Origin of the sequence: Desulfitobacterium hafniense DCB-2 (assembly GCF_000021925.1) — a bacterium.
Lineage (GTDB): Bacteria > Bacillota > Desulfitobacteriia > Desulfitobacteriales > Desulfitobacteriaceae > Desulfitobacterium > Desulfitobacterium hafniense.
The window spans coordinates 2265458-2281140 of the sequence record NC_011830.1 but is presented as its reverse complement, the minus strand read 5'-3'; the positions used below and the strand labels follow the sequence as shown (position 1 = coordinate 2281140).

The following is a 15683-nucleotide window of genomic DNA, read 5'->3' as shown; positions in this document are numbered from 1 at the left end:
TTAACATCCCCCTTCTCCCAAGCTCAGGACACCCTTTACCAGTTGCTTTTTGCTCCTGTAAATACGATTATCCACAGCTGATTTGGTCAATCCCAGTTTCCTGGAGATCTCTTCCGAGGGCATCCCCCAAAAGAATTTCATGATGAATATATGGCGATCCGTAGCGGAGAAAGAGTTCAGCAGTTTGTTCATTTCCTTGGCATTCTCCATAAAAAGCACTTGTTCCTCCGCCGATTCTTGGGGCGGAAACAGGTCGATTGCTTCACGATCGGAAGCAGGAACTTCCAGGTTTTTTCTTTCCCGGCGGTAAAAATCTATGGCCTTGTATTTAGCGATGGCGCAAAGCCACTTGCGAAACTCCTCTTCTCCTTCGCCCTTGAACTTTTGGGCATGATGCCAAACGGCAAGAAACACATCACTGATGCATTCCTCCGTCAGTTCCCTGCTGCCGATAGGAAGCAGGACTTGACGGACAATCCCCTTCACTAATGGGAAGTATTCATCCATAATGAATTCCAGAGCATCTTCGTCTTTATTTTTCAAGCGGCCTATGTAATTGTCCTTGGTCTTCATGGTTTCCCTCTTTTCCTTGTAAGAGCTCTTACACTCTATACAACGAAATTAAAAGCAACTTTTCGCATAATTTCCTGAAATAATTTGCTGTTATCCGGCTCTATCATACCAGTAATCAAACAAAGCAAAAAGACCAGCCGTCAAAAGGTGCAAAAAACAGCGTCTTTAAAGAATCAATTGAATTCAATTGAAACCTAAAGACGCCTTTTAATGCTACTTAACACTATTTAACACTTTAAACACTCTTTAAAATCCTTGGAACCCTCTCCCCGATTTTCTATATCCTGAACTTCCTGACCGCACGCTGCAGCTCCTCCGCCATTTTAGCCAGTTCCTCGCTGGATGCCGCTACTTCTTCGATGGATGCGGACTGTTCCTCGGTAGCGGCTGAAACGGTCTGAGTCTGACCGGATGCTTCCTTGCTGACCCGGTCGATATCCCGTACCGAATCCACAATTTGCTGACTTCCGGAAGCCATCTGCTGAATTGCTGCCGAGATTTCCCTGACCTGAGTGGAAACGTCGCCGATCAGGCCGACAATCTCGTCAAAAGCCTCTCCGGCAGAGTTGACTACTTCCGAGCCGATCTTCACTTCATGGGTACCCTCGTTCATAGCCTTCACAGCACTAAGGGTCTCCTTCTGGATCTCCGCAATCAGGCCGGCAATCTGCTTAGCCGCTTCCTGGGATTGCTCAGCAAGCTTGCGTACTTCCTCGGCAACCACAGCGAATCCTCTGCCCTGCTCACCGGCACGAGCCGCCTCGATCGCCGCATTGAGGGCCAGCAGATTAGTTTGGGCGGCAATTCCGGAGATAGCATCCACAATCTGACCGATTTCTTTCGAGCGCTCCCCTAGCTGGGTAACGACCTGGGCCGTGCCTGCTACCGTTTTTTCGATGTTTTTCATCTGACTCACAGCCGCGTTTACCGCCTTGTCACCTTGACCGGCCGCATTGGCTGTCAGCTCGGCAGACCTGGAGACACTGTTGGCCGTAGCTGCAACCTGTTGAATACCGGCCGACATCTCTTCCACAATCGACGCTGCATTATCAACGGCAGCCTCCTGCCTGGCCGCTCCCGCCGCCACTTCGGTAATGGTTGCGGCAATCGAATTGGTGGCCGAGGCGGACTGCTCGGCACTGGCTGTCAGTTCCTCTGACGAAGCGGCTACTTGCTCCGCTGTGTGGGTTATGTTTTCAATTAAAAGCCGCAAATTCTCCGTCATAGCATTGATCCCCGCCGCCAGCCGGCCCACCTCATCTTCAGAATCTATCGCCATTTTTTCCACGGTCAGGTTCCCCTGAGCGATCTCCCGAACGGTGCCTTCCACCTGAATCAGAGGATTAGCAATCAGCCTGGCGATGAACCGGCCGATACCCAAAGCCAAAACGATGGCCACCAACGTGATGCCCACCATAACTTTACTGGTCATGGCTGCCTTTGCCTGGCTTTTTATCTCTTCCTCATCGGCAAGCTGGGCATTATAATCGGCAAGCTCCTTTAAAAGATCATTCACAGCGTCAACCTGGCTGGCTGCATGAGCAGAAAAATACCTGAACGCCTCATCCTGGTTTCCCGCTGTTGCCATATCGATGGCTTTATCTCTTTCCGTACGGTAGAGCTGCAGGGTATCCATCAGCTTCGCGAACTGCTCCTGCTCATGGGCATCCATATCTGCTTTGCTATAATCAGCAAGAAGAGTATCCACTTCCGCGACCCGTTCCTCCATCTCCTGCAGAATCTCCTGCTGCTTGCTTTGATCCTGAGTCATAAATACTTCAAGGGTCAGAGCCTCCACCGCTCTGGTTTGTCCCCGGGCCCCATTCACCCATTTGACAGGGAGCAGGTTATTCTGGTACATATTTTCCACCGCAGCGGCCAGGTTATAGGTGGAATAGATCCCCACCAGGCCGACAAGCCCGAGAAATACAGCCATGAACATTGTTAAGCTATTCAGTTTTGTGGCCGTTTTCAAATTGCGAAATTTTTGCATTGTTGCAGCTCCCTTTTGTTTCTGTCCGGCACCCCATAAGCACCTACAGTATCTTAATGAATTCCCCCACCAGCTCCGGATCAAATTGGGTCCCTGAATGCCATAGCAATTCCTGAATAGCCGCTTTTTTGGATAAGGCCTTGCGGTAGCTCCGGTTGTTTGTCATGGCATCATAAGCATCAGCCAGGCCAATCACCCGGGAGTACAGCGGAATCTCCCTCCCCTGAAGCTGCCGGGGATAGCCCTTTCCGTCCCAGCGCTCGTGATGATAAAGCACATATTCCGCCACGTTTTCCATTCCTTTGACCGAACTGAGGATTTGGGACCCTATTTCCGAGTGCCGTTTTATCTCCCTATACTCCTCCTCGGTCAGCTTGCCGGCTTTTTCAAGAATAGCTCTGCTGATAGCTATCTTGCCAAGATCATGAAAGAGTCCCGCCATACTGAGTTCTGTAAGAGCCATTTCCCTTAAGCCTAATTGTCTGCCCATGCGTTCACAAAGCCGGGAAACCCGGTAGCCGTGCTGGGCAATGACACTTGCCGAGAGCTTCAGGTTAAGCTTCTCCAGAGCGCAGCCTTTGGAGTCCGGCGAAGTTTTGTCCTTATTGGAACTTGTGTTTACAGTTGTGATCACAGTTTCCTCTTCCACGGTTCCCTCTTCCCTCTCCATCACCTTAATCATTAAAGCCAGCGAGAAGAATAGTTTTGCTTCATGTCGCTTCCCGACAAAATATGTCGTTAATCTCCATATAAGAATCATATTATAATGTTATTTGGAAGAAAGAAACAATCTTTCCACAGATGTCATAACCGTGGCTATGACATCTGAACATCTTTTTAAGACAAATATCCATAAATCTTTATAATGAAAAAGAAGGAAATAAAGAAGGTATATGCATGAACACATCCATTGATTTTGCCCATTGCCTGAAATACCTGCTTTCTGCACTGGGAGTAAGTATCAACAGGCTTTCCAAAGCCCTTAATGTGGATGGCTCCCTTGTTAACCGATGGGTAAATGGGAAAAGAATTCCATCGTATGATTCCAATTACATAGAAGCAATCACTCAGTTTTTATCAGCAAACATAAAAAACTCTTTGCAAATTCAGCTTATCAACGAGCTATTTGAAAGGGTTTTTGGTGTTGATGCTGAAACGGACTGCATCGAAATAAAGATTAAGAAAGTGCTTTTTGAAGCCCAGGGCATTTCCCTGAGCAATCATAAACTGCACACTAAGGAAGCCAAGAAATTGCTTAAATACAAAAAATCAATGGCGAATCCGCCTTTTTTTAATGAAGTGGGCAGTATGTCCCATGACGACAAGATTATTTCCGGAACCCCTAATGTGGCCGCAGCCTTCAGGCACCTTTTAGGCCTGGCGCTTCAAACCCATAAGAGAAGAAAAGCAATATACATCACTTATTTCAATGATGTATTTTTTTATATGTCCGGGGAAGATGAGCGGCGGCAATTCCAAACCATGCTGGTGGATTTAATGGCTCAGGGCTGCGAGATCCACTACCTGCTGCGAATCACCCATGATCTGCAGCGGATGATGGATTTGCTCAATTTCTTCAAACCACTCCTTGGCACAAATCAACTTTATCTCTACTATCTGAAAAGCTACGATTCCTTGACCCTTGGCAAGGATTATTTTATCGTGCCGGAAACCGGGGTCCTCTCTTGTTTTGTTGCCCAGGCCGATAAATCCTGCGCCCTGTATCTCCGCAACCCTCTGGCTATTTCCTTTTATGAAGAGTATTGGCTGGGGCTTACCCAGTCTTCCGCTACCCCTTTGCTTATTCACTATCCGGCGGACAAAGAAGAGAGTTTCCGCAACTCCCTGCTGGAAAGCGAAGCGGCTATCGGCAACCGCTTTCTTTTTAAGAATAGCTTCAGCATCTTTACGCTTCCCCTCCAGCTCTATAAAAAGCTGTTGCTGAAAAGGAACCTATCCAGCCAAGAAATGGCTTCAGCCCTGGCTTTCCACCAAAAATGCCTGGAAGCTTTCCAGACCAATATCAAAATCTACGAATACAAGGATATCTACACTATGGACAGCCTCCATTATCTCGTAAAAAACCGCCAATTCTACCTCTGGGATCCCGCCGGGCTCTATGCGGTGGATCTGGAAAGGGAAGAATTGGTCGATTTCCTCCAGCACCTCATTACCCTGCTGAAGACCTATGATCATTACTCAATGGCTTTTGTCCGGAAGAACACGCACCTTCCCGGGCTGGGTAAAAATGTATCTTGCGTGCTTAAAGCAAGACATGCCCTTATCGTCGAGATCTTAGGACCGGCCGGTACTGAGCCGGTGCGTTTTTCTATTAACGAGCCCATGGTTCTTAACAGCGCAGAAGCGTCTTTCCAAAAGCTCTGGCAGCAAATCGCTCCCGTGATGAAAAAAAAAGCGGAGGTTATCGCCTGGCTCCAACAGGAAAGCGATTTGCTCAAATCCGCCTTCTACCCGAATCCCGATTCCCAGTAATCCGGCTTTCCTAGATTCAACCTTTTCCAAAACCATTTTTTACCTTCTCTTTAACCGTCTTTTAACACAGGCGTAAAACCATGTTAACAATCTCCTGTTATAGTAAAAGCGGTAAATCATTATTGAAAAGGAGGACACTATGGTTTTATTGGATTATCACATGCATTCCTTAAATTCAACGGATGCCCATGACGAGATTTCCGCCCTCTGCGCCAAAGCCATCGCCCGGGGCCTGCAGGAAATCGCCGTCACCGATCACTTCGAACCCTCTGCCGGCCATGAAGAGTACTCTGAGTATGATGGCCGGAAGTATTTCACCGAGATTGCCGAAGCCCGCCGGCGCTTCGCTGGGAAACTCAGCATCAAGAGCGGCGTGGAGTTAGGCCAGCCCCATCTTTTTCCCAAGTATTCATTGCAGCTCCTGGAAGAGTACCCCTACGATTACGTGCTCGGTTCCGCCCATCGTATGCCCAACAATGTGGATTTTGGCGAAGTCCGCTACACTCCGGAAAACCTGGCCGCCTATTGTGCAAGCTACCTGACAGAACTCAAAGCCTTAGCCCAATGGGGCCACTATGATTGTCTCGGACACCTGGATCTGGTCAAACGCTATGCTGCCAAGTACCGACTGCGGGCCAATCTGATGGATTATCAGGAGCAGCTGGCGGAAATCCTCCGGATCGTCATTGACAAAGGCAAAGGTATCGAAGTGAACACCTCCGGACTCCGGCAATCCTCTCAGGAATGCCTGCCTGACTTGGATATTATCCGCCTCTACAAGGAGCTGGGCGGGGAAATTATTACCGTAGGTTCGGATGCCCACTGGGCTGAAGATGTGGGCAAAGGAATCCAGGAAGGCCTGGAACGCCTGAAAAAGGCCGGATTTAAGTACGTGTCCGTCTATACCAACCGCCAACCAGCCATGATCAAAATAGGGGATAAATCAGCACTCTTTACCAGAGGAGGTTTATCGGCATGAACTTATGGTCAACCTGAAAAAAACCCGCTCAACTTTCGTCGAGCCGGGTTTTTTCTATTAATCTCTCCGCAGCCTTACTTCGACCACACACCGGGCTGTACAAACCAGCGCAACTGAGCTGTTAAGGGAGATTCCTCATTAAGTTTATACCCCGCGATGGCTCCTTTTTTAAAAGGCAGGGGGGTAGCAGCCAGTTTCACGCTCCAGTCCGACAGATAGGGCTGATGACCCACGATGATTAAGCAATCGGCTTGCTTTTGCGGCAGCCACTCTTCGAGCAAAGCCATAAGATCGCCTCCTGTGGCCAGCATCTCGACCTTTTCCACCTCCGCTACATTCAGCTTCTTAGCGATGATCTGAGCCGTTTGCCAGGCTCTTTCCAGCGGACTGGTCCAAATACAGATTTTTTGCTTTACGTCCAGCAAATGATCGATCCCGAAGGCTACCCGTTTGATCTTCTTCTGCCCCTCTTTTGTTAAGGTGCGTTCCGCATCATTCTCCATATTCTCTTCAGCTTGTCCATGGCGCATTAATATCAATTCCATTGCAATTCCTCCCGGTATTTGTACTTTTCAGGATGACTATTTCATTCCGGTAAACCCCTGCATTTCCGCCCCGGCAGTCACGGGATGAAAACTCCCCTCCAGTCTTTCCTGCAACCTGGCTTTTTCCCTGGTGCTTTGAGCTACCGCTCGTTCACAGAGGGCGTCCTGGCTTTCAACTGATTTTTTCCGCCGTTTATCCACCTTTTTATAGATACCTTTGGCATTTAATATGCGGGCCTTTACCGTATCCTGCCAGGCTATGTCCAGTATGGCCTTTACTTCTTCCTTGGCATCGGGATTTTCGACAGGAAACAGTAGTTCAACCCGGCGATCCAGGTTTCTTGGCATCCAGTCGGCGCTGGACAAATACACCAGCTCTTCTCCGCCATGATAGAAATAAAAGATACGGCTATGCTCCAGAAATCTTCCCACAATACTGCGGACAGCAATGGTTTCGCTGACTCCCGGCAAACCGGGCCGGAGGCAGCAGACCCCCCGCACAATCAGCTTGATTTCCACACCCTGGCTGGAAGCATGATATAAAGCGAGAATGATTTGCTTATCAAGCAGAGAATTAACCTTGACGACGATGACCGCCTTCATTCCCTTTTGGGCGTTATGTGCTTCATCCTCAATAAGCTGGAGGAATTTCTCTCTCATCCCAGCAGGTGCCAAGGTGAATTTATTAAGATTGACCGGTTGGGAAAGTCCGGAAAGCATATTGAATAATGCTGAGGCATCAGCCCCAAACTGGGGATTCACTGTCATCAGCCCGATATCTGTATAGATTTTGGCAGTCACATCATTATAGTTGCCCGTGCTCATATGAACATAGCGCTTGATGCCATCCTCTTCCCGGCGCACAATCAAGAGGACCTTACAGTGGGTTTTCAGCCCCACTAAACCATAGATGACATGGCAGCCGGCCTCCTCCAGATGCTTGGCCCAATGAATGTTCTTCTCCTCGTCAAAGCGGGCCTTAAGCTCCACAAGAACCGTAACCTGTTTGCCAAGCTCCGCCGCCTGGGCCAGGGCGGCAATAATCGGCGAATTGCCGCTGACGCGGTAAAGGGTTTGCTTAATCGCCAGAACCTGAGGATCTCTGGCCGCCGTTTTCACTAACTCAACCACCGGTTGGAAGGATTGGTAGGGGTGATGAAGCAGAATATCCTGCTCCTGAATAGCCTTGAAGATGTCCTTTTCCCTGATCAGTTCCGGGACATCCTGAGGTTGAAAAGGGAGATAGCGTAAATGCTCACATCCCTTAAGCTTAATGAAGTCCGAGAGAAACGTCAGATCAATGGGTCCCCGTACTTCATAAATCTTGTCCTCAGTGATTTCCAATTCTTCCTTAAGGATGGCCAGAAGATCTTTATGAAACCCTTTGCCCACCTCCAGACGGATCACCGAACCCCATTTGCGCTGACGTATGGATAATTCAATGGCTTCTAATAAATCTTCCGCCCCCTCTTCGTCGAAATCCAGGTCGGCATTGCGGGTAATGCGGAAAAAGCCTGCGGCTGCCAGCTTATGCCCTTGAAAAAGATCCGGCAATTTTAAGGTGATCAGATCCTCCAACATGATAAATTCCCTGTCTTTGGTCGCCGAGGGAACTTCCACAAAGCGGGGCAGGACTTTCGGAACTTGAACCGTAGCGAAAAGATGAGTCTCCACTCCTTTAATCAATAAGGCAATATACAGCTCTCTGCTGCGCAGCAAAGGAAAAGGCCGGCCCTGATCCACCACCAAGGGGGTGAGCACCGGAAAAACTTTATGCAGGTAATAATCTTTCACAAATTTCTTTTGGTCCTTGGTTAAGGATTTAGGGTTGACAATATTGATGTTTTCCTTCCTGAGTTTTTTAAGCAGAGAGTTCCTGTAACACCGGTACTGACCCTCTACTATCCCATGGGCACGCTCCACAATTTGCGCCATACATTCCTGGGGAAGCAAACCGGAGGGATCACGTTTCTCCAGACCAGCCAGGATTTGGTCCCCCAAGGATGCGACTCTCACCGCAAAAAACTCATCCAGATTGGAGCTGACAATGGCCAGGAAATTAAGCCGTTCAAACAGAGGGTTAGCGGCATCCAGAGCCCCCTCCAAAACCCGCTGATTAAACTCCAGCCAGCTTAATTCGCGATTGATAAAATTCCCCGTGGTGTCGTAGATAGTTTTCATCATAAGCTTAATCCTTTTCGTTTCACTATGACTTGCATCCCCGTGACTTCCTCAAAAAGGGAACTGCAGTTCTGAAAGGTCCATTCTTCCAAAAAGGGGTCCTGCCAGGAATACATGGTGAAAATCAATTGTTCTCCCTTGCGATGAACCTCCACCTTCTCCACTTTGTTTTTATGGGAAACATCCAGGGCTTCAGCCAGCTTCAGGAGGGCCGCCAGCTTCGATACGACAATTTTATCCCTATCCATTAACCCTTCATAATTTTCGTCCTGATGACTGGGGGATTCCTGAGTGTTATAGCGCACGATATTGGCAATCAAGATCAGATCCCGGGCGGAAAGCCCCATAATATTGCGGTGCCTGATGATCCGATAGGCATGCTCCTGGTGATCTGTAAAGCTGATAAAATAGCCCACAGCATGGAGTATGGCCGCAACCTGCAGATACAGCCTTTCCTGATGGCCCAGCCCGTGGATCTTCCCGGTCTGATCAAACAGGGAAAGGGCCAGCTTTTCCACTTGCTCCGCATGCCGTCTGTCTGCTCCAAAACGATTGGCAATATACCAGACAGAGCTGATCATATCATTCAAGGAATCCTTGCTTTGCGGACTCTCAATCAGTCCATCCGCCAAATCATGGATGAGACCGTTCTTCAGGGAGATATCCGGGACATAAATCTGCCGGGCATGAGTCAGCTTCAAAAAACAATGCAAGGTGATGACCGTGGGCAGAAAGGTATCCGCCTGGTTCTTGACCAGACCATAGGTCCGGGTTATTTGATCGTCGGTCATGATTAAGAGCTTTTCATAGAGCTTCGTAAAGTCTTCAACCTCAATGCGCTGGTCTTCTCCGCATAGATTGGCTACGGTACGGACTTCATTGCCGATCATGATAAAGTTGGTAAATTTGATGTCCTGAAGGAATCTTTTTAACAAGGAGGTCTTGCTGTCGATGAATTCTTCCATCACAGCGGGAAAATTGATGCTTTTCACTTCTAAATCAGCCAGGGTTTCCCTTAAGCGCAGGGAGCCTATTTTTAAATACTCGGTAAAAATAAGCGCCCCCTTCTCATAAATTGAGGTTTCCACACCACCTGAAGCCAAATTGACGATCAGGGTGGTTTGCTCTGCCAGCAAAGGCCCGGGCAGACGGCTGCGCAGAGCCCGATACATAAAGAACCGTTCTTGAGCACTGTTGATGATTTCAACCTCTATTTTGGTTTTCAGCCGAATCAGCTCCAGCACATACTCCCGGTTTTCCGCTTCACGAATCCCGCTGGTGCCGACAGCATGGTAATCTTTTACCCGGTAATCCTTCAGCAATTGGCTGAAACCCTTCAGAATTTCACAGGTTTCCTGAATCGTTTTGCGATCAATTCTGCCCATGGTGAACGTATCCCGTCCGATGGAGGTAGGCTGGATAACATCTTCAAGGATCTTGACCTGCCCCTCAGGGTTGAGCTCAGCGATGATCATTTGTATGTAGTTCGATCCCACATCAATAGCAGCAATAAGCGGAAGCTTCAGCTCCATTTTTTTCTCCCCATATAAGCAAAACTTCGACACGTAAATAATAAGAATTGCAAAATCCTGCGTTAATATGGTAATTATAGCATAATCTTTTATGAATATTTTTTCTTTACAAATATTTTACATTTCTCCGAAACTGCACAGAGGATTCCACCTTGAAAGGCCCCCCAAATTATGTCATACTGATACATGTCCCAGATGAGCGGCTGAGGCCGGCTACTTAAACATTGAGGAGTTTACTATGAGGATATTGGGAATTATCGACATCGGTTCAAACTCAATGCGTCTCGTCATTGTTCAGCTTACTGACGATAATTCTTACCGGATTATTGACGATGTAAAGCATTCCGTCCGTCTGGGGAAAGACATCCTGCCCAACGGCAATCTTCACCCGATAAGGATGCAGCGGGCCATCGAAACCCTGCAATTTTATAAAACTCTTTGCGATGCCATACAGACCGACCAAATCATCGTCGTGGCGACGGAAGCCATTCGCAAAGCTGCCAATCAAAAGGAATTCCTGGAACTGGTTTACAGCTTAACCGGCCTTGCCGTGCGCGTGCTGGAGGGTGAAGAAGAGGCTTACTATGATTATTTTAGTGTGGCCAATGTCTTTGCTATGTCGGAAAATCTTATCATGGATATTGGGGGCGCCAGCACCGAGCTGATCTGGATGAAAGACCGCAAGGTCCGCAATATGGCCAGCCTGCCTTTTGGCACCATCAGCATAAGCGAGCAATTGAATCAGGCAGCCGGCAATATCTATGAAAAAGAAAAAACTGTAACCAACTCCTTGATCCATACTTTCCATCAACTGGGCTGGCTCCCCCACGGCAAAACACTCATTGGTATCGGTGGCAGCTTCCGCAATATTGCCAAGATAGATAAAAAGCGATGCGCTTATCCTTTAGAGCTTTCTCACAATTATTATCTTCCCGGTGAGCGCCTTCAGGATATCCACCAACTGATCATGACCACTCCCGCCGGTCGCCGCAAGGATATCCGCGGCCTGTCCTCAGAGCGTGCCGATATAATCTGGGGCGCCACCACAGCCATTAACGCCTTGCTTATGTATTGCGGAATCAGCGATATCTATATCAGTGGTTATGGATTGCGCGAAGGCATTATCTATGAAGAGATTCTCCATGATCTCAATCCGGTGGAAGACGTTCTCGATTACTCCATTAATAATTTGATGTCTAATATTAGCTTGAACAAAAAGCATGCTTTTCATGTCTGGCAGCTCTCCCGCTCACTCTTTGAGCAACTGGGCTCTGTTCATGAGCTGAATACTTCCACTGTAAACGTTCTGAAAACGGCAGCCTTATTGCATGATAGCGGCATTAGTATCAGTTACTATGATCACCACCTGCATTCCTTTTATATTATTCTTAACTCCCAAATCAATGGCCTCAGCCAGCAGGAATTACTAATGGCCGCCTATACAGCAGCCTCTCACCGCAAAAACAAGGTTAAGGTCGATCCTGCCCACAAAGGATTGCTGCGGGAGCAGGAGATTAATACTATCCGTAAACTAGGGGTTATTTTAAGAATTGCCGAGTCTTTAGATCGCCGGATGAATGATAATATCAACGCCGTGGATTGTTTAATCGAGCAGGAAGTGGTAACCCTCAAGCTGACCTCCAAATCTACCCATGAACTGGAAGCTAAAGAGACTATGGAAATTTCAGCAGCTTTCTTAAAAGAGTTTGGCAGACGGCTCCATATTATTTAACTCAAAAGCGCCCTTATCCCACTTTTATGGTGGGATAAAGGCGCTTTTTGTCAGCCTTGGCTTCTCCTGATATAAACCAGGAGATCCGCCAAGGGAATGGCCGGACTGTAAAGATAGCCCTGGTAGAGGTCGCAGCCCAGCTCATGAAGGATCTGCCGCTGCTCTTCCGTCTCCACGAATTCAGCCAAAACAGCATAATTCATGGAGCGGCTTAAATAGATGATGGAAGAAATAATGTCACGGCAGTTCATGTTGGTGGAGATTTCACGCACAAGGGAGCCGTCCAGCTTGACCGTATCGAAATTATATTCCTTCAGATACATCAGCGAACTGTGGCCCATTCCGAAATCATCCATCTCCAGCTCAATTCCCATCTCCTTGAGGGCATTGAGGGTATCCTTGATCCACTTGTTGTTTTCCAGGGCCACCTGTTCCGTAATCTCAATTTTTAAGGCCTTAGGGCTGATCTGATGTTTTTCGATAAGCTGCCTGAGCTTGCCGGGGAAGTCTTGGTTTTCAAGCTGGGAAGCGGTAATATTCACTGAAACGGCCATCTCGGTGAACCCAAGGGCAGCCATGATCTTAATCGTACTGCAGGCTTGGTCAATGATCTCCAGCCCCAGTTCATCGATGAGCTGATATTCCTCAGCCAGCGCAATGACCAGGGGCGGATAAATGGTACCGTAATGAACATGATTCCATCTCAGCAGGGCTTCGGCGCAGAACACCTTCCCCTCATAATCCACCTGGGGCTGATAAAACAAGGTCAGCTTCTTGGTTTCGATATCGTATTTCAGATCCTCAGCCAAGGCTTTGGCCAAGCTGCCGAGCATATCCTGCCGCTCCAAAAGACTATGCCTTTTGTTGCTTCTTTCCGATTTTTTGAACTCCGCGCAAAGGGTCTCAAAGTTCTTTTTCAGCCTGGATACCGAAACAGTCTGGGACAGCTTAACAAAGGGTATATAGCACAGGGTTCCCAGAATCAGGTTAAAGAGCTGCAATAGGCAGCCGCTCCAAAACCCTGTCGCATAGTAGCCGCTGATAAAAACCGGCGTCGTCCATTCTACCGTCTGAATCGTGAAAGGGACCAGCCCCAGGCTTACGGCGGCATACGAGGTCACGGTCAAAAGCAGGGGCACCAGCAGGAAGGGGATCAGATAGATGGGGTTCAGGACCAGAGGAAAGCCAAAGACAATCAGCTCATTGATGTTAAAAAGGAGGGGGAACAGAGAAAACTTAGCGATCCGGCGCTGATTTTTGTTCTTTTTCAGCATAAATACGGCAACGAGCAGGCAGAGGGTGCTCCCGCAGCCCCCCATCAGAACAAAAGTATCAAAGAAAGTCTTGGTGAAAATCTGGGTAGGTTCCCCGCCGGCCTGGATCAGCTCCTGATTAATGGCCAGGGCCGGTACATAGATGCTCTGGGCCACATGTTCCAGCATATTGCTGCCATGAATGCCGAAAAACCAAAGGAAATGGATCAGAAAAATAAACAGCAGCGCCCGCAGAAAGGAATTGTTGATATTGGCGAACAAATGATAGAGGACGTCGGCAAGGAAATCGTTGATATCGGTTATGTTCAGAAGGGCGGCTAAAATCTGGTTGACAGCGGCAAAAAGAGTGATCGTGATGGCCGCCGGAATAATCGAGGCTACGGCATGGCTGAAGGTGATGGAATCACCGTCGGAAAAGGGCCGGATCCTCAGCAGCTTAATGGAACTGAGCTTATAAAACAAAAGGCTGGCGGCTACCGCCACCAGTATGGAAACAAAGACCCCGGTCACTCCATAATTGGTGATTTTAAACCCATCTTTATTAATGCCAAAGAGAGCCACAAAAGAACACAAGGCCACAGTGGAGACGATCACGGGATTGATTCTGAGCTTATCCCGGTTCTCCAGCTCGGTGGCTAAGGAATAGGTGATGCAGGTGACCATGGCCAGAGATAAAATACCAATCGTACCATCGTGGACATAGATGAAAAAGTCCTGCCAATTCTGCCCGAACAGCCTTGCCATCAGCTCCTGATACTGGGGTACGGGAAAACTGGAAAACAGCAGCGCCAGAGAACCGATCAGCACCACTGGAATCATTAAAATAAGCCCCCGCCGGATCGATGCCAGCAAGAGGTTCTCACCCGCTTTTTCCATCAATTTAGTGTAGTCGCCGCTCATCTCAGCAACATTACTGAAGAGGCGCTTGTGCATCTTTTATCATCTCCGCTGCCATGAATCCCTAAAAAACAACTTATCTTTAAGTTAATTCTTTTTTCGAAAAAATGTCAAGAGATGACAGCTTAAATTGCATAGCCATGCCTGATTTACCTGATTTGACCCTAAAACAGCTTTCGGCAGTTAAGGTCCGCCTGTTCGAGCCGCAGCAAAGCTTGCTTCTTTTCCAGGCCTCCTGCATAACCGGTCAGACTTCCGCCGGCTCCCACCACTCTGTGGCAGGGTATGAGAATCGAGATGGGATTATGCCCCACCGCCCCTCCCACAGCCTGAGCGGACATGGAGGACAGCCCTCTGGAGGCGGCCAGCTTTCTGGCTATTTCACCATAGGTGGTAACACGGCCACGGGGAATTTCCAGAAGAATTTCCCACACCGCTTTTTGAAAATCCGTCCCCTTGGGCGCCAGCTCAGGAAATGGAGCGGAGCCTTCCCTTTCGGAAAAGTAATGGTCCAGCCAGGTCTGCAGAGACTTAAAAACCCTCTGCTCCGGCTCAGTGACCCATGCTTCTGTCTGAGCCGGATAGTATTTTTGCCCGATAAACCAAAGTCCGGTAAGGGCCTCTCCTTCAGCAGCCGCTGTGATGTCTCCCAGGGGAGTACTGAGAGTGCAGGTATAAATCATGATTGAATCAACTCCTTAGATTTGTTTGGGTCCTGCAGCTTTCCGCACATCGTTCAGGCTGCTGCAGTTATGGGTCCCTTTCGGCAGCCCGCACCGCCCCTCACCGGCTTCCTCCTTGCCCAGGGCTGAACAGCGGTATTCCTTGGGGGATACGCCGGTCAGCCGGCGGAAGTGAGTGTAAAAGGTAGAAAGGCTTTCAAAACCGCTTTGCAGGGCAATTTGCAGAGTGCTCTCCTGGGTATGGGTCAGGAGCTTTTGCGCAGACTCGATGCGCAATGTATTCAGATACTCCGCCGGAATCTTGCCGTAGTGCGCATAAAACACCTGGCCGGTACGGTTCCGGCCGACACCAAGCTTTTTCAGCTCTTCCCGCAAACGGCTGTGGTCAGCGAAATAAAGATCATAGATCCCTTTTATTTTTTCAGCCAGCTCTTTTTGGGGTTGAAATTCCGCCAAATCAGGCCGGCACCGTTTACATGGCCGCAGTCCCCAGGCACGTGCCTGAGCGGCGTTGTCAAAAAAAACCACATTCTCCCGCTTAGGGTTTTTCGATTTACAGGAGGGGCGGCAAAAAATCCCCGTGGTTTGTACTCCGTAAAAAAACTGTCCATCATAAGCCGGATCGCAGGCAAGGACAGCTTGCCACTTTTCTTCTGTACTAAGCGTCATCCGGACACCTCCTTAACTTACTTCCGGGAAAGGCAATAACTCATCTATTTCTACTATAATCGTTCTGGGAAAGGCTGTCTTCCGATATTGCATCATTTAATTTTTGAAGCGGATTTTAACCTTCTTTTCTAA

12 protein-coding genes are annotated in these 15683 nt (G+C 48.5%); 3 read left to right on the top strand and 9 right to left on the bottom strand.

What is annotated here, in order from left to right; genetic code table 11:
• The 3 genes from DHAF_RS10510 to DHAF_RS10500 form a co-directional block, all read right to left on the bottom strand.
• Complete coding sequence (locus DHAF_RS10510; protein WP_015943857.1) at positions 1 to 573, bottom strand: sigma-70 family RNA polymerase sigma factor; 573 nt, start codon at positions 571 to 573, stop codon at positions 1 to 3.
• 277 nt (positions 574 to 850) lie between these two features.
• On the bottom strand, positions 851 to 2566 hold the full coding sequence (locus DHAF_RS10505) for a methyl-accepting chemotaxis protein (protein ID WP_015943856.1): 1716 nt from the start codon (positions 2564 to 2566) through the stop codon (positions 851 to 853).
• A 43-nt stretch (positions 2567 to 2609) separates the two neighbouring features.
• A complete protein-coding gene (locus DHAF_RS10500) occupies positions 2610 to 3215 on the bottom strand; it encodes an HD-GYP domain-containing protein (protein WP_015943855.1) in 606 nt (201 codons plus the stop codon).
• 248 nt (positions 3216 to 3463) lie between these two features.
• Here DHAF_RS10500 and DHAF_RS10495 point away from each other — a divergent pair, with 248 nt between their 5' ends.
• Positions 3464 to 5059 (top strand): helix-turn-helix domain-containing protein, encoded by a 1596-nt coding sequence (locus tag DHAF_RS10495; protein WP_015943854.1) that lies wholly within the window; start codon positions 3464 to 3466, stop codon positions 5057 to 5059.
• 139 nt (positions 5060 to 5198) lie between these two features.
• Positions 5199 to 6038 (top strand): histidinol-phosphatase HisJ family protein, encoded by an 840-nt coding sequence (locus DHAF_RS10490; RefSeq protein ID WP_015943853.1) that lies wholly within the window; start codon positions 5199 to 5201, stop codon positions 6036 to 6038.
• Between the two features lie 74 nt (positions 6039 to 6112).
• On the opposite strand, the gene sixA is transcribed toward DHAF_RS10490, so the two are convergent.
• The 3 genes from sixA to DHAF_RS10475 are packed head-to-tail and all read right to left on the bottom strand — an operon-like array spanning position 6113 to position 10296.
• A complete protein-coding gene (sixA, locus tag DHAF_RS10485; RefSeq protein WP_015943852.1) occupies positions 6113 to 6583 on the bottom strand; it encodes a phosphohistidine phosphatase SixA in 471 nt (156 codons plus the stop codon).
• Between the two features lie 36 nt (positions 6584 to 6619).
• Complete coding sequence (locus DHAF_RS10480) at positions 6620 to 8767, bottom strand: RNA degradosome polyphosphate kinase (RefSeq protein ID WP_015943851.1); 2148 nt, start codon at positions 8765 to 8767, stop codon at positions 6620 to 6622.
• The gene (locus tag DHAF_RS10475; protein WP_015943850.1) at positions 8764 to 10296 is read right to left on the bottom strand and encodes a Ppx/GppA phosphatase family protein; all 1533 of its coding nucleotides are present in this window, start codon (positions 10294 to 10296) and stop codon (positions 8764 to 8766) included. Before DHAF_RS10475 ends, DHAF_RS10480 begins: the two co-directional genes overlap by 4 nt.
• Positions 10297 to 10534: 238 nt before the next feature.
• Between DHAF_RS10475 and DHAF_RS10470 the strand changes: the two genes are divergently transcribed.
• A complete protein-coding gene (locus DHAF_RS10470; RefSeq protein ID WP_015943849.1) occupies positions 10535 to 12028 on the top strand; it encodes a Ppx/GppA phosphatase family protein in 1494 nt (497 codons plus the stop codon).
• A gap of 50 nt (positions 12029 to 12078) precedes the next feature.
• Here DHAF_RS10470 and DHAF_RS10465 read toward each other — a convergent pair whose 3' ends face one another.
• From DHAF_RS10465 to DHAF_RS10455, 3 genes are all read right to left on the bottom strand, one after another.
• Complete coding sequence (locus DHAF_RS10465) at positions 12079 to 14235, bottom strand: EAL domain-containing protein (protein WP_015943848.1); 2157 nt, start codon at positions 14233 to 14235, stop codon at positions 12079 to 12081.
• Positions 14236 to 14363: 128 nt separating this feature from the next.
• On the bottom strand, positions 14364 to 14882 hold the full coding sequence (locus DHAF_RS10460) for a methylated-DNA--[protein]-cysteine S-methyltransferase (RefSeq protein ID WP_005814144.1): 519 nt from the start codon (positions 14880 to 14882) through the stop codon (positions 14364 to 14366).
• Between the two features lie 15 nt (positions 14883 to 14897).
• On the bottom strand, positions 14898 to 15551 hold the full coding sequence (locus DHAF_RS10455) for a bifunctional transcriptional activator/DNA repair enzyme AdaA (RefSeq protein ID WP_005814142.1): 654 nt from the start codon (positions 15549 to 15551) through the stop codon (positions 14898 to 14900).
• Positions 15552 to 15683 lie beyond the last annotated feature (132 nt).

Bases quoted from the DNA above. Each gene is read 5' to 3' on its own strand.
- DHAF_RS10510 (WP_015943857.1), bottom strand. From the start codon at position 573: ATGAAGACCAAGGACAATTACATAGGCCGCTTGAAAAATAAAGACGAA.
- DHAF_RS10505 (WP_015943856.1), bottom strand. From the start codon at position 2,566: ATGCAAAAATTTCGCAATTTGAAAACGGCCACAAAACTGAATAGCTTA.
- DHAF_RS10495 (WP_015943854.1), top strand. From the start codon at position 3,464: ATGAACACATCCATTGATTTTGCCCATTGCCTGAAATACCTGCTTTCT.
- DHAF_RS10490 (WP_015943853.1), top strand. From the start codon at position 5,199: ATGGTTTTATTGGATTATCACATGCATTCCTTAAATTCAACGGATGCC.
- sixA (WP_015943852.1), bottom strand. From the start codon at position 6,583: ATGGAATTGATATTAATGCGCCATGGACAAGCTGAAGAGAATATGGAG.
- DHAF_RS10480 (WP_015943851.1), bottom strand. From the start codon at position 8,767: ATGATGAAAACTATCTACGACACCACGGGGAATTTTATCAATCGCGAA.
- DHAF_RS10475 (WP_015943850.1), bottom strand. From the start codon at position 10,296: ATGGAGCTGAAGCTTCCGCTTATTGCTGCTATTGATGTGGGATCGAAC.
- DHAF_RS10470 (WP_015943849.1), top strand. From the start codon at position 10,535: ATGAGGATATTGGGAATTATCGACATCGGTTCAAACTCAATGCGTCTC.
- DHAF_RS10465 (WP_015943848.1), bottom strand. From the start codon at position 14,235: ATGCACAAGCGCCTCTTCAGTAATGTTGCTGAGATGAGCGGCGACTAC.
- DHAF_RS10460 (WP_005814144.1), bottom strand. From the start codon at position 14,882: ATGATTTATACCTGCACTCTCAGTACTCCCCTGGGAGACATCACAGCG.
- DHAF_RS10455 (WP_005814142.1), bottom strand. From the start codon at position 15,551: ATGACGCTTAGTACAGAAGAAAAGTGGCAAGCTGTCCTTGCCTGCGAT.